Origin of the sequence: Micromonospora pattaloongensis (assembly GCF_900107255.1) — a bacterium.
Lineage (GTDB): Bacteria > Actinomycetota > Actinomycetes > Mycobacteriales > Micromonosporaceae > Micromonospora_I > Micromonospora_I pattaloongensis.
The window spans coordinates 11,398-34,234 of sequence record NZ_FNPH01000008.1; the positions used below are offsets into that span (position 1 = coordinate 11,398).

Annotated in this window: 16 protein-coding genes and 2 tRNA genes; 4 read left to right on the forward strand and 14 right to left on the reverse strand. The window is 70.0% G+C overall.

The genetic code is table 11. From position 1 onward, the window contains the following. Window positions 1–100: 100 nt before the first annotated feature. The 10 genes from BLW47_RS18820 to amcA all read right to left on the reverse strand — a co-directional run bounded on the left by BLW47_RS18820 (window position 101) and on the right by amcA (window position 10,308). Entirely contained in the window at window positions 101–2,359 is a 2,259-nt protein-coding gene (locus BLW47_RS18820; protein ID WP_091559419.1) for a CRISPR-associated helicase/endonuclease Cas3, read from the reverse strand. 155 nt (window positions 2,360–2,514) lie between these two features. Beyond that, window positions 2,515–3,378: a phosphotransferase enzyme family protein gene (locus BLW47_RS18825; protein WP_245736760.1), complete on the reverse strand. Its 864-nt coding sequence runs from the start codon at window positions 3,376–3,378 to the stop codon at window positions 2,515–2,517. Then, window positions 3,375–4,022, reverse strand: a complete 648-nt coding sequence (locus BLW47_RS18830) for a histidine phosphatase family protein (protein WP_091559422.1) — start codon at window positions 4,020–4,022, stop codon at window positions 3,375–3,377. Before BLW47_RS18830 ends, BLW47_RS18825 begins: the two co-directional genes overlap by 4 nt. Window positions 4,023–4,047: 25 nt before the next feature. Then, a complete protein-coding gene (locus BLW47_RS18835; protein ID WP_091559425.1) occupies window positions 4,048–4,785 on the reverse strand; it encodes a phosphotransferase in 738 nt (245 codons plus the stop codon). A gap of 94 nt (window positions 4,786–4,879) precedes the next feature. Beyond that, the gene (locus BLW47_RS18840) at window positions 4,880–5,401 is read right to left on the reverse strand and encodes a P-loop NTPase family protein (RefSeq protein ID WP_091559430.1); all 522 of its coding nucleotides are present in this window, start codon (window positions 5,399–5,401) and stop codon (window positions 4,880–4,882) included. A 54-nt stretch (window positions 5,402–5,455) separates the two neighbouring features. Beyond that, entirely contained in the window at window positions 5,456–6,499 is a 1,044-nt protein-coding gene (locus tag BLW47_RS18845; RefSeq protein ID WP_091559434.1) for a CgeB family protein, read from the reverse strand. Then, window positions 6,484–8,190 carry a carbamoyltransferase family protein gene (locus tag BLW47_RS18850; RefSeq protein WP_091559438.1) on the reverse strand — a complete coding sequence of 569 codons (1,707 nt, stop codon included), beginning with the start codon at window positions 8,188–8,190 and terminating at the stop codon, window positions 6,484–6,486. Before BLW47_RS18850 ends, BLW47_RS18845 begins: the two co-directional genes overlap by 16 nt. After that, a complete protein-coding gene (locus BLW47_RS18855) occupies window positions 8,187–9,140 on the reverse strand; it encodes a thymidylate synthase (protein ID WP_091559442.1) in 954 nt (317 codons plus the stop codon). Before BLW47_RS18855 ends, BLW47_RS18850 begins: the two co-directional genes overlap by 4 nt. 17 nt (window positions 9,141–9,157) lie before the next feature. Beyond that, complete coding sequence (locus BLW47_RS18860; protein WP_245736764.1) at window positions 9,158–10,174, reverse strand: NAD-dependent epimerase/dehydratase family protein; 1,017 nt, start codon at window positions 10,172–10,174, stop codon at window positions 9,158–9,160. Continuing rightward, complete coding sequence (gene amcA, locus BLW47_RS25945; protein ID WP_139307368.1) at window positions 10,126–10,308, reverse strand: multiple cyclophane-containing RiPP AmcA; 183 nt, start codon at window positions 10,306–10,308, stop codon at window positions 10,126–10,128. The genes BLW47_RS18860 and amcA overlap by 49 nt, the downstream gene beginning before the upstream one ends. Window positions 10,309–10,755: 447 nt before the next feature. Here amcA and BLW47_RS18865 point away from each other — a divergent pair, with 447 nt between their 5' ends. Further along, the gene (locus BLW47_RS18865; protein ID WP_091559450.1) at window positions 10,756–12,090 is read left to right on the forward strand and encodes a helix-turn-helix domain-containing protein; all 1,335 of its coding nucleotides are present in this window, start codon (window positions 10,756–10,758) and stop codon (window positions 12,088–12,090) included. Here the strand turns inward: BLW47_RS18865 and BLW47_RS18870 are convergent. Continuing rightward, window positions 12,087–12,743, reverse strand: coding sequence for an HAD family hydrolase (locus BLW47_RS18870; RefSeq protein WP_091559452.1), 657 nt, complete (start codon window positions 12,741–12,743; stop codon window positions 12,087–12,089). The genes BLW47_RS18865 and BLW47_RS18870 overlap by 4 nt on opposite strands. A 280-nt stretch (window positions 12,744–13,023) precedes the next feature. Here BLW47_RS18870 and BLW47_RS25225 point away from each other — a divergent pair, with 280 nt between their 5' ends. Further along, window positions 13,024–13,593, forward strand: coding sequence for a hypothetical protein (locus tag BLW47_RS25225; RefSeq protein WP_175543709.1), 570 nt, complete (start codon window positions 13,024–13,026; stop codon window positions 13,591–13,593). Between the two features lie 28 nt (window positions 13,594–13,621). Here the strand turns inward: BLW47_RS25225 and BLW47_RS18880 are convergent. The 3 genes from BLW47_RS18880 to BLW47_RS18890 form a co-directional block, all read right to left on the reverse strand. Then, window positions 13,622–13,695, reverse strand: a tRNA-Ile gene (locus BLW47_RS18880). Window positions 13,696–13,829: 134 nt separating this feature from the next. Beyond that, the gene (locus BLW47_RS18885) at window positions 13,830–15,929 is read right to left on the reverse strand and encodes an MMPL family transporter (protein WP_091559455.1); all 2,100 of its coding nucleotides are present in this window, start codon (window positions 15,927–15,929) and stop codon (window positions 13,830–13,832) included. Between the two features lie 136 nt (window positions 15,930–16,065). Beyond that, window positions 16,066–16,138, reverse strand: a tRNA-Asn gene (locus BLW47_RS18890). Between the two features lie 254 nt (window positions 16,139–16,392). Here BLW47_RS18890 and BLW47_RS18895 point away from each other — a divergent pair. Further along, complete coding sequence (locus BLW47_RS18895; protein WP_091559458.1) at window positions 16,393–16,740, forward strand: hypothetical protein; 348 nt, start codon at window positions 16,393–16,395, stop codon at window positions 16,738–16,740. A 400-nt stretch (window positions 16,741–17,140) separates the two neighbouring features. Further along, entirely contained in the window at window positions 17,141–22,828 is a 5,688-nt protein-coding gene (locus BLW47_RS25420; RefSeq protein ID WP_217634899.1) for a ThuA domain-containing protein, read from the forward strand. The last annotated feature ends 9 nt before the right edge of the window (window positions 22,829–22,837 follow it).

A 22,837-nucleotide genomic window follows, 5' to 3' on the forward strand; every position in this document is an offset into this window, starting at 1 on the left:
GATCACGGCAGGTTCGCTAAACGCGATCATGAAGTGAGATTGGGTCACCAGGTGAGCGCCCAACGCATTCGTGTTTACCTGGTGACCCTCTCGGCCCTCGTCAGAGAACAAACTGCTCCGGCTTCGGGTCAAGACTGATGCCGATGGCATCGTCGTACTCGCCGACCCACTCGACCAGCACGCCCCGCCGCACCTCGTTACCGAGGATCGGCCGCATCAGCGCCATCACACCGGGTTGGCGTAGGGCGCTGGGGTGAAGGTTTGTCGTGTACGCCTGCAACCGCCGCAGCTTCGCCAGGTCAGGAACCGGCGCCAGGCGCAGTTCCTCGATCAGTTGCTCCAGTTCGCGCCGCAACTCAGGTGTCTCGGCCCCCTGCGGCGTCACCACGCCAATCCCGTCATCGTCGATGATTCGGAATGCCAGCCTCCGGTCCCGCCGTTTGGTGCTCGCGTCCATCGGCCCCTCGGCCACGGTCTCGAACTGCCACCGTCCTCGGGCGTGCTGGATGCGTTTCCCGACGTGCTGGCCGTCGGCGAGATTCAACACGTCGTACACGTTGCGGTAGTAGCGTCCGAGCGCCTCCGTATCGTCCGGGTCGGCCTTATCCGGTCCGAACTGGCGCCCGGTGCAGCCGACCAATGTCTTGTACGTGGGCGGCTGCCCGCCGTCCTCTGGAGCGAACACGACCACTCGTCCCCCGTCCGGCATCCGTCCCTCGCGGTTGGCTCGCCCGGCCGCCTGAAGCAGCGAATCGGCCGGCGCCATCGCACGGAACACCACCGGGAAATCGACGTCCACCCCAGCCTCGATCAGCTGGGTGGCCACGAGCAGGACACGCTCGCTCCGGTTAAGGCGTGCCCGCACCTTCTCCAGCACCCGCCGCCGATGGTGCGGGCACATCCGGGTGGACAGGTGCCAGGCAACGCCATCCGGCTCGGTGTCACGCCACTGGTCAAACACCGCCTTCGCGTCCGCGGTCGTGTTGACCACGACCAGCGCCGCTGCCTCCGACGCGGCCTGGTCGGCGATGTCGGCCAGCGTCGGTTTCGGGTCGAGCTGCCACTCGTACCGCACTCTTCGCAGATCACTGACCAGTTTCGGAGTGTCGTGGATCAGGTCGGTGCACGGCACGCCCTTGAACTCATCCAGTGCCCAGAAGCTCGGCTGGGTCGCCGAGGAGAGCAGCACGGTCGCGCCGAAGTGCCGCACGAGCAGCCGGAGCCCGTCGAGGATCGGCGCGAGCATCGCGTGTGGCAGCGCCTGCACCTCGTCCAGCACGATCACCGAATGTGCCAGCCGGTGCACCCGGCGCATCGCCGACGGCTTGCGGGCGTACAACGATTCGAAGAGCCGAACAAACGTGGTGACGACGAACGGACCGTCCCAGTTCTCGGCCGCAAGTCGCGCCCACCGGCCGGCTTTCGGGTCGTCAAAGTCGGCCTGGCTGTGATGTTCGAGGACGACCGGCTCAACATCGTCCTCATCGAGCAGCCGACGGTAGACGGCGGCATTCTGCTCGGTGACGGTGAGGAACGGAACCGCCACGATCACCCGGCGTAGACCATGCTTCTCCGCGTGCCGCAGCGCGAACCCGCCGCTCGCAAGGGTCTTACCGGCTCCGGTTGGCGCACCGAGGCGGAACACCCCACGATCCCGCTCGGCCGCCGCGAGGCAGTCCGTGTAGACCCGCTCCCGCAGACTGCCGATCGGCGTGCCGCCGCGCCCTGCGAGTTCGTCATGCCGCCGCTGCTCGAACAGCTTGTAGAGGTGGCCAAAGTCGGCGTCTGGACGTACCCGTGGGCTGGCGAGTCCCTGGAAGTGCGCGCTGGTGTCCAGGCTGTCCGCGTCGACCAGAGCGCTGTAGCACAGACGGAGTGCCATCTCCCCCACCAGCGGATCTGCCCGCCAGTCCGCCGGCACCAGATGGTCGAGCCGTTCCGGCAGGTCCGGCAACAGGCCGGGCAGCTCCCGCTCGGCGGACGCCACGTTGTCGGGCGCGTCAGACAGCCTGCGTCGGAACGCCTCACGGAGGTTAGGCGAGTCGATCAGTCCGCCATGATGGCCGAAGACCGCACCGGCGAACGCGCCGAGGCCACGTTCGAATGCGATCCGGGTGCCGAGCGACTTGTGGTCGATACCGACTGGACGGCCGGTGGGCGCGACAGCAGCAAGCTTGTCCTGCCAGGCGCAGGCCGCCTTACCCACGTCATGCAGCGCACCAAGCCAGTACGCCACGTCACCCCCGCCAAATGGAACGGCAAATCGTCGCGCCAGCTCCGCCGTACTACGAAGATGATCGACAAGAGAATGCCACCGGCTGCTGCCAGGAGCAGGGCTATGCGCCCAGAGAGAACTCACACCAGACACGAACGGTCCCTACGAACGTCGTTGAGTCGCCTCGCCATGAACCGGGCATTGAACACCAGGGTGTCAAGGTATCGGTGATTACTGGTTTGTTCGGTGTGTCGAGGAGTCGCGATGTAGTTCGTTTTGCCTGCGGCCGGGGTGAGGGATCAGGTAGGTCTCAGTCGGCCAGCCGGTTCGGTGTGGGGCTCATCCAGGACCGTGACGGTGGCGGCGGCACGGCCTTCAGGCGAGGACGAGCTGCACAGCTTGGTCAGGGCGTCGAAGTAGGCGCAGTGATCTATCACCTCGTGGTCGATGGCGGTGAGCGGGCCGTATCCCTCAAGGAAGCTGTCACGTAGGTCCGGGCGGAAAGGCCAGATGCGGGTGGCGAGGCGTACGAGGTCGCGGGCTGGGAGGTCGTAGCGGCTGTGCTCAAAGTCGATCAGACGGACGACACCGTCGTCGCTGTAGATCATGTTTCGGGGCATGAAGTCCAGGTGACACGGCCGGGCCGGCAGCGGAGCGAGGTCACGAAGAGCCTGCATATGGGCGCGTATCTCGCTTCGGCGGCTTGCCGTGATGCGGTCTTCGGCGCGGTGGATCCAGTACTCGGCGCGTTCGACGAGCCAGGCGATCCAGTCTGGTTCGAGGCGGGCCGGTCCGGCGGCATGCAGGGCTGCGAGTAGTTGCCCTGCCTGCCGGTACGCGTCCTGCTCGGCCTCAGGTTCGAGCTGACGCCCGGCGAGCGGGACTCCGGGTACGGCGGTCACCACGATTGCTGGTGGGTCGTCCGTTGCGGCGAGCAGCCGGGGTGCTCTGTCTTCGAGCGCGGGTATCCGGGTTCGGTAGGCGTGGACTTCCTGGGTGTGGCGTTCCGGGCTGCGGTGCGCTTTGACGATGACTTCGCCGTGGGTGCCCGTTGAGGCGCGTAGTGCGCGGGTGCCGGCGTGGCCGGAATGCCAGCCGGCGGGTACCGCGTCGGTGTCGAGGAGGCGTTGGCAGAGGGCCAGGAGGAGGTCGAGGTCGGTCACCGCGGGTTACCGAGGTGTCGGGTGTCGTTGTGGGTGACGAGCTGCCAGATGGTGCGGCCGAAGCGGTTGGTGGGCCGCTGCCACCGGTTGAGCGAGGCGTGGTCGGTGACGAAGCCGAGCCGCAGGCAGGCGTTTTGGGGAAGACCGAGTAGCAGGGTGTGGGCTGCCTCGACGGTTTCGCCGTGGGCGGCGATGAGGATTCGTTCGCCGTCGTGTCTGGCGAGGATCTTCTGAAGGGCGGTCGTCGCTCGGTCGAGGTAGTGGTTCCAGGTCTCGGAGCCGTGGGCGTACGGGCGGTCGGGAGCGTGCTGGAGCGGTCCCTGGAAGGCGGTCTTGACGTCCACCCAGGGCTGGCCGTCGGCGTCGCCATGGTCCGGGCCACGGAGTTCCGGATCGATGGTGGCGGGCAGGCGTAGGGCCTCGGTGATGATCTCGGCGGTTTCAACCACGCGGAGCCGTGGGGTGGCGTAGAAGGCGGCGTATGGCTGGTGTAAGTGTTCGTGGGCCAGGCGGGCGGCGAGCTGTGCGACCTGATCGCGGCCGTGGTTGGTGAGTCCGGTGCAGCCGCGTTCGCCGCCGACGATTCGGGCGACGTTGCAGGCGGCTTCGCCGTGGCGGGCGATGACGAGTTCGGTCGGGACCATACGAGGGGGCTCCTTCGCGGTGCGGTCAGCGTGGCGGGAACGGATCGGGCCAGGGCCGGACAGCGGGCCACGGGTGCCGGTAGCCGTTGAGGCCGACGTAGCGAAGTGTCAGCAGGTGGTGCAGCTCGGCGAATTGGTGCAGGTCAACGGGGCGGCACTGCTGAGGTGCCACCGCGGCACGGTAGGCATCAACGCAGTCGGCGAGGGTCGGTTCGTCGAGGCGGCCGTAGGTCATGGAGGCGGTGACGAGCAGTCCGGCGAGGTCGTAGCCGAAGGGAGCGAGGGTCAAGTCGTCGAAGTCGACGACTGCGATGTCTTCTCCGTCGACAAGGTAGTTTCGGACATTTGGGTCCTTGTAGAAGGCTGCTGGCAGGCCGGGGCGGTCGAGTAGCGCATCCACTGCCGCCGCGTCTGTGCCTGCGACGGCGGCAGCGCGGTGCAGCGCCGCGCGGCGTGGATCGGTGAAGTCCGGGATCACCAGTCCGGTCGTCGTGGTGTGGGGCTGGTGGAGGCGCGCAGCGTGCAACTCGCGTTCGTGTGCGGCGGCGTGCAGGCGGCCGAGCGTCGCGGCTACCCGAGGCAGGTCAGCGACCGTCGGTGTGTGTCCCGGCAGTCGCTCGAAGATCAGACGCTGGGCGTCGGTCGCCAGTAGGCGTGGGAGGCGGACACCGGCGTCGAGGCTGGTGAGCCAGGCGTGGTGGGCGGCAGCGGTAGAGCAGCGCTCCGGGTCGTCGTACCGCTTGACGAAGATCCCGCCGCTCATACCGGCACCGCTGTGCCATAGCTGGCGGTGGGTTGAGCGGTGCAGGACGGTTCGGCGTCGGCGAAGGGCCCGACCGCCGTCCCGTCCGCCGCGCTCAGGCCCGGGGCTGGTGTTCGCGGCGTACGCGGGTGATGAGCTGGTTGGCTTGTCGACGGCTGGTCAGGGTGATCAGCCGTACGTGTGGTCCGTGCTCGCGGAGGAGTTTCCGCACTCGGGGCCGCATGGTGCGCCGGTAGCCGAGGATGTAGCGGACGAAGTTCCAGGTGATGCGGTCGTAGACGCCGTCCTGGTGGTGTTGTCCGCCTCGGTAGCGCCAGCGTCGCTGGGTGATGCCCCACAGGCAGGTGGCCGCGGGTAGGTCGAGGAAGATGACGGTGTCTGCGGCGGCGAGCCGGATGGGCAGGGTGCTGGCGTAGTTGCCCTCGATGATCCATCGTTCGCCGGTGACGAGTTTCTCCTGCTGGGCGGCGAACTCTTCCTGCGGCAGTGGGCTCCACTGCTCGTCGTAGTAGATGGCATCCAGGTGGGTCAGCGGTGCGTCGAGGATCTGGGCCAGTTTCCGGGCGACGGTGGATTTGCCGCTGCCGCCGCAGCCGATGATGGCGATCCTGTCCATGGCTCTCCAGGGTAGGGGTGCGGTGGCGTCGCGCCGAGGCGACATGGTGGGTCATCAGGCCACCGGTTCCGGGTGATGCAGGAGGCGATCGAGCACGTCGAGCTGGGTGGAGAGCCGGAACGGGTTGAGGTGCCGTAGGCATTTGGCGATCAGCCGGGCGTGCTCGCCGGTGCCGGCGATCTCGGCGAGCCGGCCGACGCGGTGCCGGACGTCGGTGGCGTTGCGGACGATCAGGGACTGTGGGACGAACGCGGCGCTGCCTCGGACATCGGCGGGCAGGAGCGGCGCGCAGCCGGCAAGAACGGCCTCGAAGATCCGCTGGGTCATCTGCCCGGCGGCGGCGTAGCGGCGAGGCAGCAGCAGAACGGTGGCCAGGGCGTCGGCGTAGATCTCGGCGACGCGGGGAAAGGGGACTCGGCCGACGAAGCGTAGGTATGGCCGGCGTGTGGTGTCGGCCCATTTGCCGGCCACCAGGTGGGGTAGTTGTGCGGCGGCGGGCGCAAAGTAGGTGTCGAAGGCGTCGTCGCGGTCGTACTGGTTGCCGACGTAGACCAGTGGGGTGGGGCGGGGCAGGGCGGTCAGCGCGGCGGGGTCGGCGGCGTCAATGGCGGTGTCGGCCACCGGGAACAGCAGGGGCACCGCGCCGCGAGTTGGGCGGAGCGCTGGTTCACAGACGGTGATGTTGCGGGTGCGGCGGAGTGGGTCCGTGGCGGGAAGTTGGCGGTCTTTGTCCCACAGGATGGTGGGGGTGCCGAACCGGTGGGTGTAGTGGGCGAGCAGGTCCGCTTGGCGGTGCAGGTCGCAGGTGTGCCCGGGCCGGCCGCATGGCGTGGTGTTGCGGCCGGGGATGGGCCAGCGCCATTCGAGGAACAGGACGTCGATGTCGGGTAGGCCGATGTCCCAGCGGTAGTGGTCGGTTAGGTCGTCTCCTGCCTCGCTCAGGTCGCGATTGGGTTGCAGGAAGACGATGTCGTGGCCGGCCGTGCGCAGTCCGTCGACGAGGGTCCGGCGGTGGCTGCGGCCTCCGTCCGGGGTGTCGGTGATGCCAGGGCCGAGGAATCCCCAGTAGCTGTAGCCGATCCTCACTTCGTCACCCACCAGTCTTCGATGAGCAGCGCGTCGAGGCCGGATTCGGTGAGACAGTCCAGGGCCATGTCGGGTGTGCCGCAGATCGGTTTGCCCTTGATGTTCAACGACGTGTTGATCAGGACGGGGTGCCCGGTGATATCGCCGAAGGCGGTGAGGACGTCGGCGAGGAAGGGGTGTTGTTCGCTGGTGACGGTCTGGACCCGGGCCGTGCCGTTGACGTGCACGATCGCCGGTAGCTGGTCGCGGGTCAGGTCGGTTACCGGAGCGGCGAGCGACATGAACGGCGAGGGTTGGCGCAGTCGGACGTAGTCGGCGGCCTTGTCGGCGAGGACGACCGGGGCGAACGGCCGGAACGGTTCGCGGAACTTGACGGTGGCGTTGAGTCGTTCGACCACGCCGGTGTTCAGGGGCGAGGCGAGGATCGACCGGTGGCCCAGAGCCCGCGGCCCGGTCTCCAGTTCGCCGGTGAACAGCCCGACGATTTGGCCCTCGGCCAGGTGCCGGGCCAGGTGATGCGCGGGTTCTGCCAGGCGGGCCGCGTGGAGACCGGGTCGGGGCGCGGCTGGCAGCGTTAGGCCAGGGTAGGCGGGGCCGAGGTAGCAACGCTGGGCGATGTCGGTGGGTGGGAGGCCGGTCGCGTCCAGCCACGCTGCTGCGGCGGCGCCGATCGCGGTGCCGGAGTCACCGGGGGCGGGCGGTACGTGCACCTCGTCGACGATGCCGGCCTGAGCGATGAGGCCGGCGGCAACGCAGTTCATCGCGACCCCGCCGCCGAGGCACAGCAGCCCGGATCCGGTCAGCTGGCGGGCGCGGGCGGCGAGATGCAGCATCACCTGCTCGGTGCGTTCCTGCAGGGCGGCGGCCAGGTCGGCGTGTACGGGCTCGACCGGCGCCGTCGGCGGGCGGGGCGGGCAGGTCACGTCGGCGAACGCGGACGTGACTCGGCCGTAGCGGCTGGAGAGGACTCGCAGGGCGAGCAGTGTTGGATCGAGGGTGAAGCCGTCGGTGGTGAGCCGGATCGCCCAGGACATCACATCCCGGAAGCGGGCCGGGTCGCCGAGGGCGGCGAGGGCCATTACCGTTCCCTCCTCGTCGCTGCGTCGCCAGCCGAGGTGTTCGGTGATGGCCCCGTAGGCGTATCCGAGGGATGCCGGGTCGTTGACCGCATGCCGCAGGTCAAGGGTGAGCCGCGAGTCTCGGCGGGCGTGCCAGGTGGTGGTGGTCTGCAGCTCGCCGAGGCTGTCGACGGTCAGGACCGCCGCGTCGTCGACACCGGAGGCGAGAAACGCGTACAGGGCATGGGCGCGGTGATGCTGCACGGGCTGGAGGCGGGCGCGTGGGAAGCGTTGGGACAGCTCCCGCATCCGGGCCTGGTAGCGGCGGTGGACCGTGGTGAAGCTGCGAGCCCGGGCGAGAGCACGGGTGCGACTGGCCGGTTGTCGCAGGTGAGCGGGCAACTGGCCCAGCGCGAACAGGTAGCGGCGCCCGTCGAAGTTGTACGCCACCGTGGTCACGTCCTGCGGCGACAGGCCGGCCTCGCCGAGCAGCCAGGCGACGGCACGCTCCGGGTACGCCTTGCTGTGTTTGGCTCCGTCGAGGCGTTCCTCCTCGACGAAGCCGACCAACCGGCCGTCGATCAGCAGCGCTGCTGCCGAGTCATGCGTGTACGCACACAGCCCGAGCACGACGCTCGCGGTCATGACAGATGCCCCACGGTGAGCGCCGCCGGCGTGAGGTGGTCGTACCAGGCGGTGAGGGCGGTGCCGAGCGGGCCGGGCGTGTCGTGGGCGAGCTTGCGCGCCTGGTCCCGATCGCCGGCCTTCCAGGCTCGGTAGCCGGCCAGCACGCGCCCGAATGCGTTCCACGGGTCGCCATCCGGCAGACCGCTGCCGCTGGAGAGGACCTGCGTGAGGACGGCATCCAGGTGGGGCCAGGCCACGGAGATCGGTTGCATCTCCGTGACCTCGGGCTGGTGCTGGAGGCATTCGGCGGCGGCAGCGGCATTTTCGGCGTACAGGTGCAGCGAGTCGACGTGATGGTGGTACTCCCCGACCTCGACCCCGAGCCACCCTGCCATCAACTCCTGCAGGAGGGTGGTGGCGAAGATGTCGTACGGAAAGCCGAGCCACAGGTCCTGGCTGCGCATGCTGGTGTGCATCACGAGACGGCCCTGCCGGATGAAGAACCGGTACCCGAGCGTGCACGGCACATCCCGATAGCCCCGGTGGTCACGAGACGGGTCGTGGATCTGGATGACGGCCTGCCGCGAATCCCGGTCGGACGACAGCTTCCGCACGACCGCGTCGAGCTGGTCGATGCCGCCGCCCCACCGGCGGATCCGCGGCCCATACGCGCCCTGCAGCACGCCGTCGTCGGCGTACCGGCGCAGGTTGGCGTTGAAGTCGAAGATCCACGGGTCGTCGGAGCCGGAAAGGATCCACAGCGCCTCGGCGACCGCGAACGCCGGGTTGATCACGCGGGCGGGTGGGATGGCGACCAGCCGCCGTCGGGGGTTCGTCAGGCACAGGTGCGCGCCCATGACCTCGGTGGTCACCATGTCCCGGGGGCACACCGCTCGGCCGTTGAGCAGCACCGCTTGGCAGGCGGCGTTGAACAGCTCGCTCGCGGAGTCCGCGGTTAAGACGATCATGTAGGTCTTCCTTCGGATCAGGAGGTGAAGGCAGCAAGCCGATCGCGGGAGAGGTTGACCAGCCAGGCGGACTGGCGGGCCATGCCCTCGTGCAAACCGACGGTGGGCCAGTAGCCGAGCAGCCGGCCCGCGCGGGTCAGGTCGGCCGAGGTCGACGGGACGTCCCCGGGCTGGGCGTCCGCCGCCTGGACCGGGATGTGCCGGCCCGTGACCTTGGAGGCCTCCTCGATCGCGCCGCGCATGGAGACGCTCGCCCCGCCGCCGACGTTGACCACGGCGTAGCGGGCATCCACGTACGCGGCGGCGAGCGTGGCGGCGACGACGTCGCCGATGTAGGTGAACTCCCGCCGCTGGCTGCCGTCGCCGAAGATCGTGACCGGGAAACCGGTGTACGCGGCGAACAACAGCCGACCGATCGCCATGTCGGGCCGTTGCCGCGGCCCGTACACGGTGAAGTAGCGCAGCGCCACGGCGGTGAGCCGGCTGTCCGGTCGGCGGGCGTGGGCCAGGCACAGGTGCTCGGCGGCGAGCTTGCTGACGCCGTATGGCGAGACCGGACAGGTCGGGTCATCTTCATGGCTGGGCCGGTTCGCTGGGCCGTAGACGCTGGACGACGAGGCGTAGACCACCCGTCGTACGCCCGATCGAGCGCAGGCGTCGAGCAGCCGGTGGGTGCCAAGCACGTTGGCCTGGGCGTAGTCGACGAACTCAGCGCCCCACGACGGACGGACTCCTGGCCGGGCGGCCAGGTGAAAGACCGTGTCGCAGCCGTCCACGGCGTCGTCGAGCTGGTCGGTGGACAGGTCCCGGCGTAGCGGGGTGAACAGGGGATTCCCGATTGCTGCCGCGAGGTTCTCATCCGCGATGGCGTGCTCACCGAGCCGGCGGCGGTCCAGGCCGACCACCTCCACACCACGGGAGAGGAGCGCGTCAACCAGATGTGAGCCGATGAACCCGGCAGCCCCGCTCACCAGCACCCGGGCCATCATCGCTGCCCACCAGTGCCGGTCCGCTGCGCGAACACCCGCTGCCACACATGCGTGAGTAGAGGTGGTTCGGCCGACGAGACCGTCGCCCGGCCGGTAGCCACCTGCACGGAGGCGGAAGCCGAGGGGCGTGGCGTGCCCGTGCTGCTGGCGAAGGCGTGCCGCGAAACGTACACGGTCATGGCGCCACCGCTCGACGAACCCGCGGACCTCTTGGTTGCCAGTCCTGGCGGACCCGCTGGGATCCCGGCGGGTCCGCCATCGCGAGGCGGCGGCTGGGAGCACCCCGCCGGTCACCCGCCCGCGCAGCCTCGATGGCGGTACGCGGACGGGGAGTCAACCTCACGAACGCACATCCAGCCGCCGCTACAGTGGGCCGAGTCAGCTCCCTGGCCGCCTTGCCAGACTCGATCAATCTGTCCACCATGAATCCCCTGGCGTCGATGACAATGGGTCGGTGAGCTGGCCCGCCGCTCGGCAGCGGTCTTCGATGCTCGTCAACAGCGAACCGTCCACAAAGGCCGGGCGGTACCGTCCACTAGCCGTCCGCTCGCAGCCAGGTAGTGACGGGCCGTAGCGGAGGTGGCTAGCGTGACGGTCGTCGACAGGCAATGCGCGGAGGTGCTCAGATGGCCGGACGGCGCTATCCCCCGAACCGCCGGCTAGCGTGGGAGAGGCTTCAGCGGGGCTGGTCGTACGAGGAGGTCGCCGAGCGTATTCGTGCGGGGATGAGCCATGCCGGAGAGACCGACACCGGCCTCAACGCCAACACGGTGCGGCGATGGGAGACGGGCGAACGGTGGCCCGACCCCCGCTACCGCAAGCACCTGGTGGCCATCTTCGACAAGACAGCCAGCCAGCTCGGCCTGCTCACCCCCGATGAGCTGGCCATGTGCCCGCAGGCGGAGACACTGCACGAGTTCAGGAGGTTGTGGGACATGCTCACCGGAGACGACAACGAAGCCGGCTGGGACCGGGCAGCCGTCCTCCGAGCACTGTTCGGCGCGAGCATGCTCCCGCTGGTCGCGCCGCTGCTGTCACTGGACCCGCAGGCAACGCATGCCGACGCGAAGACCGTCGACCCGGACGCGTACACCGAAATCGTTCGCTGCCAGCGGGCGCTGTACTGGACCAGCCCGGCGCGGCCGCTCTACGAGGCCGCATACGCTCACACCCAGCTCGGCACCGGACTGGTCCGAGCGGCGAGCGGCACCAGCCGCACCGCCCTCGCCGCCGCCCTCGCCGAGTCCGCGCTCCTCACCGCCCGGCTGGCGTTCTTCGACCTCAACCAACCCGCCGTCGCCCAGCGTTGCTACGACGTCGCCCTCGCCGCCACCCGGGAAGCCGGAGACCACGCCCTGGCCGCCGGCGTCCTTGGCCACATGGCCTTTATCCCCGCCTTCAGTCACGACCCCTCTGCCGCCCGCCCACTGGTCGACGCCGCGCTGCAGCACACCTGGCACGGCGTCAGCCCGGCCGTCCGCTCGTGGCTGCACTGCGTCGCCTCGGAAGTAGAAGCCCGCGCCGGCGCCGGAGCAGCCAGCCGCCACCAGATCGACCTCGCTGCAACCGCGATCGAGGCCAACCCCACCCCGCCGGAATGGCTCGACTTCTACGACGCCGGTCGGCTGCACTCCTTCGCCGGCTACGCGGCCCTCGCGGCCGACGACCACACCGAGGCCACCAGACAGCTCACCGAGGCCCTCGCCGGCCTGACTGCCAACGCGGCCAAGCAGCGCAGCGTCATACTCGCCGACCTCGCCTCCGCACACAGCGGCGACGGCGACCACGCCGCCGACTATCTCAACCAGGCGATGGACGCCCTACACACCGACTGGTACGGCACTGGCCTGGACCGAGTCAGGGCCGTCCGGCACGTACTCGGCGACAGCCGGCAGGGCAGGCGGCTCGACGAACGGATCGCCGCCCTCGCCGCCAGCAGAGCCGCCCTACCCGGCAGCTAAGCCGCCGACTCGTTGTGCTTGCGCACCAGCTCGGGCAGCTCAGCCAGCGAGTCGAGCCGGAACAGGCAGCGCTCGCTGACCGCCCTGTCATCGAGGATGTATCCCCAGGGGCCGCGCCGGACCAGCGCGGTCGCGATCCCGGCATCTTGCGCGGGCCGGATGTCGTTGTCTAGCCGGTCCCCGACGTAGAGCACCTGATCGGCTGGGCAGCCCGCCTCCGCGACAACGCGCTCAAAGAACGCCGCCGACGGCTTTTCCACGCCCCAACCGTCCGACGTGCCGATCACGTCCACCGGCAGGTCCAAGGCTCGCAGGATCGTCTCGGCCCGTGCCGTCTGGTTCCCGGCCAGACCCACCTGCACGCCCAACTCACGCAGCGCGGCCAGGCACGGCCGAGCATCCGGGTACAGGTTTTCCTCCGAGAAATGCTCCGGCTGGCCGACCGCGGCGCGGCGCTTACGCTCCTCAGCCAGGTCGAACCCGGGCCGGAAGACCTGGAACGTCTCCCGGTAGTCCAAGCCGCGAGCGATCACCGCCCCGAAGACGGCCGAGAAGGTGTGCCGGGGTACGCCCAGCCAGTCCGCCCAGGTCCCGTACTCCCGGGACTCGTCGACGATTGTCTCGCCCACGTCGAAGAACACGCTCGCGATCACCCTGCGATTGTGCCCTTCTTGCCCAAAGTGATCAACACTGGTGACGGCTGCCCGCTGCGAATCCCTGGCGGTGCGGTGCAAGTTGAAAACGGCTGCGGTTACGTCGGCGCCGATCCCGGGGTGCCTGTTCAATTGCCGTCCTCACGTTGGAGCCCGACAACCACGCTCAGCGCCTGCGCCAGGAGGCGCCCGGACACGGATGGGCCGGGCAGGCAAGGGAAGGAACTCCGAGCCACAAGAGGACGCTCCATAGCAATAGAAGGGATCACCGACAAGGTTCGTGACCAATTCGTTACGCACGACCTGCCAAGCACCCCGGCTCCCCGCCGACGACCTCAACCAGATGGTCCTGCAAGCCCTCTACGACTTCTACACCACCGCCGAACCCGTCCTCACCGCCATGATCGAACGCGCCCAAGCCCAACAAGACTCCACCAGCGACGACCGACGCGCCGAACTCACCGGCACCGCCCACCAGATCACCAGCACCGAAACGGCGATCACCCGCTACCACACCGCGTTCGAGAACTGCACCATGGACGACGGCACCGCCGGGCCACGTATCCGCGAACTCCGCCAACGACTGGCCCAACTCCAGACCCGGCACGCCGAACTCGAAGCCGACCTCGCCGCCCCACCGGCACCCCCACCGCCCGGCACCATCACCCGGATCCGCGACCACGTCAGCACGATCATGACCAGCGGCACCACCACCGGACGCAAGGCCGCCATCGAGACCCTCATCGCCGAGGTCCGACTCACCGACCAGGGAGTCGTCCCCGTGTTCAAGATCCCCACCGACACAACGATGCCCCCGCCCGACCCGGACGGGGGCACTCACGATGAATAACCACCGGTTCGCACAATGGTCCGGTCGGTGGGGCGGGCGGGACTCGAACCCGCGACCGAGGGATTATGAGTCCCCTGCTCTAACCGGCTGAGCTACCGCCCCCTACCAGCGCCGGGATCTTATCCCGCAGAGCGCTGCCCGGACCACCACGTCGCGCGACTCGTGTCCGTTTCGGCCGTGCCGGTTCATCGATCAGCGGATGCCGCGTGATCAGCACGTATTCACATGACTGAAAATCACCGATCCGCCGGCTCGCGCGGGAGGCGGCTGGGCCACCAGATGATCCGGCCGAGGTCGTGGACGAGGGCAGGGACGAGGAGGGAGCGCACGATGACCGTGTCGAGGAGGACGCCGAGCGCCACCGCGACGCCCAGCTCGACCAGGACGATGAGCGGCAGGACGGCGAGCGCCGAGAACGTCGCCGCGAGCACGACCCCCGCGGACGTGATCACTCCCCCGGTCGCGATCAGCCCGTACCGCACCCCGTCCCGGGTGCCCCGGCACAGCGACTCCTCCCGCACCCGCGTCATCAGGAAGATGTTGTAGTCGATGCCGAGCGCCACCAGGAAGACGAACGCGAACAGCGGGAACGAGGCGTCCACGCCGGGATAGCCGAAGACGTGCCGGAACAGCAGCGCGCAGAGCCCGAGGGTGGCGGCGAACGACAGCACCACGGTGGCGATCAGCAGCACCGGGGCGAGCAGCGAGCGCAGCAGCAGCGCCAGGATCAGCGCGATCACCACGAGGATCACCGGGATGATGACGTTGCGGTCGCGGGTCGACGCGTCCATCACGTCGACGCTGGTCGCGGTGGCGCCGGCGACGAGCGCGCCGGCGCCGGGGACGGCGTGCACGGCTTCGCGCAGCTGGCGTACGGTCTGCTCCGCCTCGGCCGTGTCGCCGGGGGCGGCGAGCGTCGCGAGCAGCTGAACCCGGCCGTCGACGACCCGGGGTGGGCCGGTCGGCGGGCCGCCGGTCGCGGGCTGTCCCTCGGTCAGCGGCGCCACCCGGACCACTCCGGGGACGGCCCGGGCGGCGGCGGTGACCGTCTCGGCGGTCGACGCGGCGGTGATGATGGTGGCGGGGCTGCCGGCGCCGCCGGGATAGTGCCGGACCAGCGCCTCCTGACCGGCGACGGAGTCGGGCCGGGTGGTGAAGACGTCGGACTGGCCGAGCGCGGTCGAGCCGAGCTGGGTGAGCCCGAGCGCGCAGGCCGCGAGCGCCAGCGTGGTGGCGATCCAGACGGGCCGGGCGCGCCGGGCGACGAGGTCGGCGACGCGCCGCCACAGGCCGCCGGGCCGCTCGGCGGCGGCCGGGTCGGTGCGGGGTATCCGCGGCCAGAACACCCACCGGCCGCCGATCAGCAGCAGCGCGGGCAGCAGGGTGAGCATGACGAGCAGGGTGGCGACGATGCCGACCGCCGAGACGGGGCCGAGGGCGCGGTTGGAGTTGAGGCTGGAGAGCAACAGGCAGAGCAGGCTGGCGATGACCGTGCCGGCCGAGGCGATGATCGCCGGTGCGGCGCCGCGCCACGCGGCCTTCAGGGCGTCGACGGTACGGTCGTGGCGGCGCAGTTCTTCCCGGTAGCGGGCGATCAGCAGCAGCGCGTAGTCGGTGCCGGCCCCGAAGACGAGCACGGTGAGGATGCCCTGGGCCTGCCCGTTCAGGACGATCACGTCGGCGTCGGCGAGCAGGTAGACGGCGAAGGCCGCCAGCGCGTACGAGATCCCGGCGGCGAGCATCGGGATGATCCAGAGCACCGGGCTGCGGTAGACGACGAGCAGGATCACCAGCACGACGGTCGCGGTGACCAGCAGCAGCGTGACGTCGATGCTCTTGAAGACCTCGACGAGGTCGGCGAGGAAGCCGGCCGGCCCGGTGACGTGCACGGCGAGGCCGGGGCTGTCCCGCCCGGTGATGGCGCGCAGCCGGTCGACGCTGGGGCCGAGTCCGTCGCGCAGCGACTCGTCCAGCGGGACGATCACCTGCAGCGCCCGGCCGTCCTCGCTCGGGATCGGCGGCGACACCGGGCCGACGACGCCGGGGACGCGGGCGAACTCGGCGGCGTCGCCGGCGGCCCGCTGCCGGTCGGCGTCGGTGATCCCGGAGCCGCGCTCGTAAATCACGAGGGCCGGGGTGGTCGGCCGGCTGGTGAAGCCGGTGGCCAATTCCTGCGCGCGGGTGGCCTCGGCGTCGGCGGGCAGGAAGGAGGTGTTGTCGTTGGTGGCGACCTCCCCGAGCTTGCCGGCGTACGGGCCGACCACCCCACCGACCACCAGCCAGCCGAGCACCACCGCGATCGCGGTGAGCAGTGCTCTCCGAGTGCCGCCCGCCATCCACGCCCCCTCGAATCGACGATCGCATCGACGCAACTCGCAGCCTAGGCGGAAGCGGGTGATCGGCGACCCGAACGGGGCGGAAACGCAAAAACGCCCGCCAGCGGAGGCCGGCGGGCGGATGTGGGAGGAAGAGCTCCCCCGATTGGACTCGAACCAATAACCTGCCGGTTAACAGCCGGCTGCTCTGCCAATTGAGCTACAGGGGATCGCGTGGCGCTCCGGATCACTCCGGCTCGGTGCGACGGAACAAGAGTACATGACGTTTCCCGGTCGTGCGCCACGGGGTTATCGCCGACACGCCGGGCGGCGAAACCGGGGCAAACCGCCAAGCGGGCGCCGATCGCGCATGACTCGGGAGGAGGATGGGTAGGTAACTCAGGACAGACGACGCAGGCGCGAACACGGTGGGTAGCCGGAGCGATCTCGGACACCACACGCGTCAGGCACGGAAGGAGCCGCCATGCGCGGAAAGCTTATGTTCCTCGGCGGGATGGCAGCGGGCTTCGTCCTGGGCGCCCGCGCGGGCCGGGAGAAGTACGAAGAGATCGTCCTCAACGCGCGTAAGGTGCTGGACCACCCGACGGTGCAGGAGGCGGCCGGGGTCGCACAGGCCCAGGCCACCCGGCTGTACTCGGAGGGTAAGGACAAGCTGAGCCACTCGAAGCTCGGCGAGAAGCTGGGCGTCGACGGCAGCGAGTTCGCCACGTCGAGCGTCGGCGGGCGGTCGACGTCGAGCGGCAGCGCCGCCACGGCCGAGATGCCCAAGCCGAGCGGCCCGAAGGGCGGGGCCAACGGCACCACGGTCTAACCGGGGGTGGGGTAAGGGGGCCGGTCGCGGGCGGCGACCGGCCCCCACTTTGCGCCCGGGCGGTGGAAGTTGAATGCGCGGGCCTGTTCTTTGTTACCGCTGTCAATTATTGTCCGGCTAGGAGTTGGCCGAGCCTCCCCCGAACCCCCGGCGCCGAACCCCCGTACCGCTCGCCGACCCCCACCACACCGACGGCAGCCGTGCCGGCGTACGCGGCCGCCGTCGTTCACCGTCGACGCCCGCGAGTGGCACGCGCGCGTCACGTCGAGCGCCGATCCGCGCCCCGACGTGCCTGTCCGGCGACGGTCGCACCACGATCACCTCCGCACCTTGGGTCAACGGCGCCACACCGGGCGGCGGCCGCACGGCAGCCGCCCGTTCAGAACGTTGAGGAGGACGCGTGTCCCGACGATCGTTACGCCAACTGCTCGCGGCGGTGGTCACACCGCTGCTGGCGCTGCCGATAGCCGCGGCGCTGTCGGCCCCCGCGCAGGCCGCCCCGGCCGCCGCGCAGGCCGCCGCGCCCGACTTCCGCGCCCTGGTCTTCTCGAAGACCGCCGGGTTCCGGCACAGCTCGATTCCCCAGGGGATCGCCGCGATCCAGCAGCTCGGCCAGCAGCACAACTTCGCGGTGGACACCACGGAGGACTCGGCGGCGTTCACCGACGACAACCTGAGCAACTACGACGTGGTGATCTGGCTGTCGACCACCGGCGACGTGCTCAACGGTGAGCAGCAGGGCGCGTTCGAGCGGTACATCGAGCGCGGCGGCGGATACGCCGGAGTGCACGCGGCGGCCGACACCGAGTACGACTGGGCGTTCTACGGCGGCCTCGTCGGGGCGTACTTCAAGGACCACCCGGCGATCCAGCAGTCGACGGTGCGCACCGCGGACCGGATGCATCCGTCTACGAAGGACATACCGTCGCGGTGGACCCGCACCGACGAGTGGTACAACTACCAGACCAACCCGCGCGGCAAGGTGCACGTGCTGGCGACGCTGGACGAGAAGTCGTACAACGCGGGCGGCGGCGCGATGGGGCTGGACCACCCGATCGCCTGGTGTCACGACTACCGCGGCGGCCGGTCCTGGTACACCGGCGGCGGTCACACCGAGGCGTCGTACGCGGAGCCGGAGTTCCTGAAGCACCTGCTCGGCGGCATCCAGAGCGCGGCGGGCGCGGTCGCGGCCGACTGCGGCGCGACGGTCGACGCCAACTTCGAGCAGGTGACGCTCGCCCGGGGCGCCGACACCACCGGCGAGCCGATGAACATGGCGGTGCTGCCGGACCGGCGGGTGCTGCACACCTCGCGCGACGGCCGGGTGTTCATCACCTCCCCCAGCGGCACAACCACGCTCGCCGGCCGGATCCCGGTCTACAACCACGACGAGGACGGCCTGCAGGGCGTCGGGGTGGACCCCGGCTTCGCCGGCAACGGCTGGATCTACCTCTACTACGCGCCGCCGCTGTCCACTCCGGAGGGTGATGCGCCGAACGACGGCACCGCCGCGGACTTCGCGCGCTTCGACGGGGTCAACCGGCTGTCCCGGTTCACGCTGACCGGCGACGCCGTCGACCTGGCCAGCGAGAAGAAGATCCTGGAGGTGCCGGCCAACCGCGGCATCTGCTGCCACGCCGGCGGTGACATCGCCTTCGACGCGGCCGGCAACCTCTACCTCTCCACCGGCGACGACAGCAACCCGTTCGCCTCCAACGGCTACACGCCGATCGACGAGCGGGCCGGCCGCAACCCGGCGTACGACGCGCAGCGCGCCTCCGGCAACACCAACGACCTGCGCGGCAAGGTGCTGCGGATCAAGGTGAACGCCGACGGCAGCTACGACGTGCCGGCGGGCAACCTGTTCCCCGCGGGCGAGGCGGGCACCCGGCCGGAGATCTACGCGATGGGCTTCCGGAACCCGTTCCGGTTCACCGTCGACCCGAAGACCGGCTGGCTCTACCTCGGCGAGTACGGCCCCGACGCGGGCGGCGCGGACCCCAACCGTGGCCCCGCCGGGATGGTGGAGTTCAACCAGATCCGCCAGGCCGGCAACTTCGGCTGGCCGTACTGCGTCGGCCCGAACGTCCCGTTCAACGACGTCGACTTCGCGACCGGCACGTCGGGGGCGAAGTTCGACTGCGCGGCGCCGAAGAACGACTCGCCGCGCAACACCGGCAAGCGCGACCTGCCCGCGGCGCAGCCCGCCTGGATCGCGTACGACGGGGCGTCGGTGCCGGAGTTCGGTGACGGCAGCGAGTCGCCGATGGGCGGCCCGGTCTACCGCTACGACCCGAACCTGAAGTGGGACACGAAGTTCCCGGCCTACTTCGACGGGACCTTCTTCGCCGCCGAGTGGGGTCGCGGCTGGATCAAGAACATCACCCTCGACGAGCAGGGGCGCCCGCTGGCGATCAACCCGTTCGCCGAGCAGGTGGTCCGGCCGATGGACATCGAGTTCGGGCCGGACGGCTCGCTCTACGTCCTCGACTACGGCAGCGGCTACTTCGGCGGCGCGCCGGACTCCGCGCTCTACCGGATCGACTACGTCAAGGGCAAGCGTTCCCCGGTCGCGGTCGCGACGGGCACCCCGACCTCGGGCGCCGCGCCGCTGACCGTGACGTTCTCGTCGGCGGGGACCCGCGATCCCGACCCGGGTGACGCGCTGAGCTACAGCTGGGACTTCGACGGCGACGGCACGGCCGACTCGACCGAGCCGAACCCGACGTTCACGTACACCACGAAGGGCCAGTTCACCGCGCGGCTGACGGTGACCGACCCGGCCGGCAACGCCGGCAGCGCCAGCGTGCAGGTCACGGTCGGCAACACCGCGCCGGTGGTCGCGTTCGCCAGCCCGCCGGCCGGCGGGATCTTCCAGTTCGGCGACCAGGTGCCGTTCAAGGCCACCGTCACCGACCCCGAGGACGGCACGGTCGACTGCGACCGGGTGCAGATCGACTACGCGCTCGGCCACGACACCCACAGCCACGGGCTGGTGCAGACCCACGCCTGTGAGGGCGTGCTGTCGACGGTGGCCGACGACGGTCACGGCGACGCGACGAACCTCTACGGCGTGCTCGCCGCGACCTACACCGACAAGGGCGCCGACGGCCTGCCGGCGCTGACCGGGCAGACCCGGTTGGCGCTGCAGCCACGGACACGGCAGGCCGAGCACCTCAGCGAGACGGGCGGCGCCCAGGTGGTCGACGCCGGCGGGGCGCGCGGCGGCAAGCGCGTGGGCTACATCGACGACGGCGACTGGATCGCGTTCGACACCTACAACCTGACCGGCATCACCGGCGTCCAGGCGCGCGTCTCCTCCGGCGGGGGCGGCGGAAGGATCGAGTTCCGGGTGGACTCCCCCACCGGCCCGCTGGCCGCCACGGTTCCGGTATCGAACACCGGCAGCTACGACAACTACGTCGACAGCGCGGTCGCCCCGGTCACCGACCCGGGCGGCACCCACCGGCTCTACCTGGTCTTCAAGGGTTCCGGGGGTGGTCTGTTCGACGTCGACGCGTTCACCTTCCACGGCAAGGGCGTGGCGTCCAACGGCCGGCCGGAGGTGACCGCGGCGGCCGATGTCACCGCGGGCAAGGTGCCGGTGAACGTGACGTTCACCGCCAACGGCACCGACCGGGACGGCGATACGCTCCGCTACGCCTGGGAGTTCGGCGACGGCGCCACCTCCACGGAGCAGAACCCGTCGCACACGTACACCAGGGCGGGGCTCTACACCGCGAAGGTGACCGCGACGGACGCCTCGGGGCTGGCGGCTTCGGCCACGGTGAAGATCAACGCGTACGTGTTGGCGCCGCCCTGCGCCGACCCGTCCAACACGGTGAACCCGGACGACGAGTTCACCGGGGATGCCATCGACCGGTGCCGGTGGAACGTGCTGCGCGAGGACCCGGCGCACTACCGGGTCAGCGGCGGCGCGCTGCAGGTCGACGCGCTGCCCGGCGACATGTACGGCGGCACCACCGACGCGAAGAACATCCTGCTGCAGAAGGCGCCGGCCGGGCCGTGGCAGGCGGTCACCAAGGTGACCATCGATCACAGCAAGACGTACGAGCAGGCCGGGATCCTGGTGCACGGCGATGACCGCAACTTCGTGAAGTTCGCGTTCATCGAGGTGCCGAACGGGGTGCGCAACTTCGAGTTCATCCACCAGCAGGACGGTTCGCCGATCGACGGCGGGGCGGTCGACCGCTCCCCGAACCTCGCGTTCGACTTCCCGAACACGGTCTGGATGCGGGTGGTCAGCGACGGCCAGACGGTGACCGCGGCGTACTCCACCGACGGCGAGCAGTGGACGACCGTGGGCCGGCCGCGGTCGCTGGCGGCGGTGCCCAACCCGAGCGTCGGCCTGGCCGCGTTCAACGGCACGGGCAACCCGGTGACGTTCGACTTCTTCCGGGTCGACGACGCGCCGCAGCACTCGTGCACCCCGACGAAGCCGGAGGAGGGCTACGCCAGCCTCTTCGACGGCACGCCGGGCAGCCTGGGCAAGTGGAAGCAGGCCGGACCGGGTGGCTTCCTGCACACCGGGGACTGCACGCTGCTGTCGTACGGCGGGCTGGGGCTGTACTGGTACGACCAGCCGTTCGGCGACTACAGCCTGAAGCTGGACTGGAAGATGGCCGGTGACGACAACGCCGGTGTCTTCGTCGGCTTCCCGAACCCGGGGACCGACCCGTGGCTCGCGGTCAACAAGGGCCACGAGATCCAGATCGACGCCACGGACGTGCCGGAGAAGACGACCGGCGCGATCTACAACTTCCAGTCGGCCGACCTGGCCGCGCGGGACGCCGCGCTCAAGCCGCCGGGCGAGTGGAACGCGTACGAGATCGTGGTCCGGGGTCAGACCATCACGGTCTACCTCAACGGCACGAAGATCAACCAGTACACCGACACCGACCCGGAGCGGATGAACGCCCCGAGCTACATCGGTATCCAGAACCACGGCAACGAGGACGACGTCCACTTCCGTAACGTCCGGATCAAGGAGCTGACGGACACCACGGCCCCGGTCACGACGGCGACCCCGTCGCCGGCCGGGCCGGACGGCAGCGACGGCTGGTACCGCTCCGACGTCACGGTGACGCTGGCCGCCACCGACGACGACAGCGGCGTGGACCGCACCGAGTACCGGCTCGGCGGGGACTGGCAGCCGTACACGGAGCCGGTGCTGGTCACCGGCGACGGCGAGCGGACGCTGGAGTACCGGTCGGTGGACAAGGCCGGCAACACCGAGCAGGCCCGGTCGCTCACGCTGAAGCGCGACGGGACCGCCCCGGTCTCCTCGGCGGCGTTCGCGCCGTCCGGCGACGCCGGGTGGCACCGCGGCGCGGTGCCGGTCACGATCAGCGCGACGGACGGGGCCTCCGGCGTGGCGAAGGTCGAGTACTCGCTCGACGGCGGCGCCTGGGCGACGTACGCCGACTCGGTCGAGGTGCGCGGGGACGGCCAGCACACGCTGCGGTACCGCGCGACCGACAGGGCCGGCAACGTCGAGGACGTGAAGGCCGCCGTACTCAAGATCGACGGTACGGCGCCGACCGTCCTGCTCTCCGGGGTCGCCGACGGCGGAAGGTACGGCGACAGCCAGGACGTGCGCGTCACGTTCTCGGCCACCGACGGCACCTCCGGGCTGGCGTCGGTGACCGGCACGCTCGACGGCAGGCCGATCCTCGACGGGACCCTGGTGGGGCTCTTCGAGCTGTCGCTCGGCAAGCACACGCTGGCGGTGAGCGCGACCGACAAGGCGGGCAACACGTCCACCAGGTCGGTGAGCTTCACGGTCACCACGTCCACGAAGGACATGGCAAACCTGATCGACCGGTTCCGGTCGACCGGGTGGCTGTCCGACAAGGGCGCGCAGCGGCTGCACAACTCCCTGGCGAAGGTGCGGCAGTTCGAGGACGCCGGGCAGGAGCGGCGCGCGGTCGCCCAGCTCGAGCGGTTCCGGGCGCTGGTCGAGGACCCGAAGCTGGTGTCCAACGCGGAGGTCCGGGCGGTCCTGCTCCGGGACGCGGACGCGGTGAACACGCAGCTGTCGGCCTCGATCCGCGGAGGTGGCCGCTGATCGGGTGAC

Coding starts and splice junctions, on each gene's coding strand:
- BLW47_RS18830 (WP_091559422.1), bottom strand. CDS start 4,022: ATGGTCCCGACCGAACTCGTCATCGCCCGCCACGGCGAAGCCGCCTGC.
- BLW47_RS18835 (WP_091559425.1), bottom strand. CDS start 4,785: ATGAGCGGCGGGATCTTCGTCAAGCGGTACGACGACCCGGAGCGCTGC.
- BLW47_RS18840 (WP_091559430.1), bottom strand. CDS start 5,401: ATGGACAGGATCGCCATCATCGGCTGCGGCGGCAGCGGCAAATCCACC.
- BLW47_RS18850 (WP_091559438.1), bottom strand. CDS start 8,190: ATGACCGCGAGCGTCGTGCTCGGGCTGTGTGCGTACACGCATGACTCG.
- BLW47_RS18855 (WP_091559442.1), bottom strand. CDS start 9,140: ATGATCGTCTTAACCGCGGACTCCGCGAGCGAGCTGTTCAACGCCGCC.
- amcA (WP_139307368.1), bottom strand. CDS start 10,308: ATGACCGTGTACGTTTCGCGGCACGCCTTCGCCAGCAGCACGGGCACG.
- BLW47_RS18865 (WP_091559450.1), top strand. CDS start 10,756: ATGGCCGGACGGCGCTATCCCCCGAACCGCCGGCTAGCGTGGGAGAGG.
- BLW47_RS18885 (WP_091559455.1), bottom strand. CDS start 15,929: ATGGCGGGCGGCACTCGGAGAGCACTGCTCACCGCGATCGCGGTGGTG.
- BLW47_RS18895 (WP_091559458.1), top strand. CDS start 16,393: ATGCGCGGAAAGCTTATGTTCCTCGGCGGGATGGCAGCGGGCTTCGTC.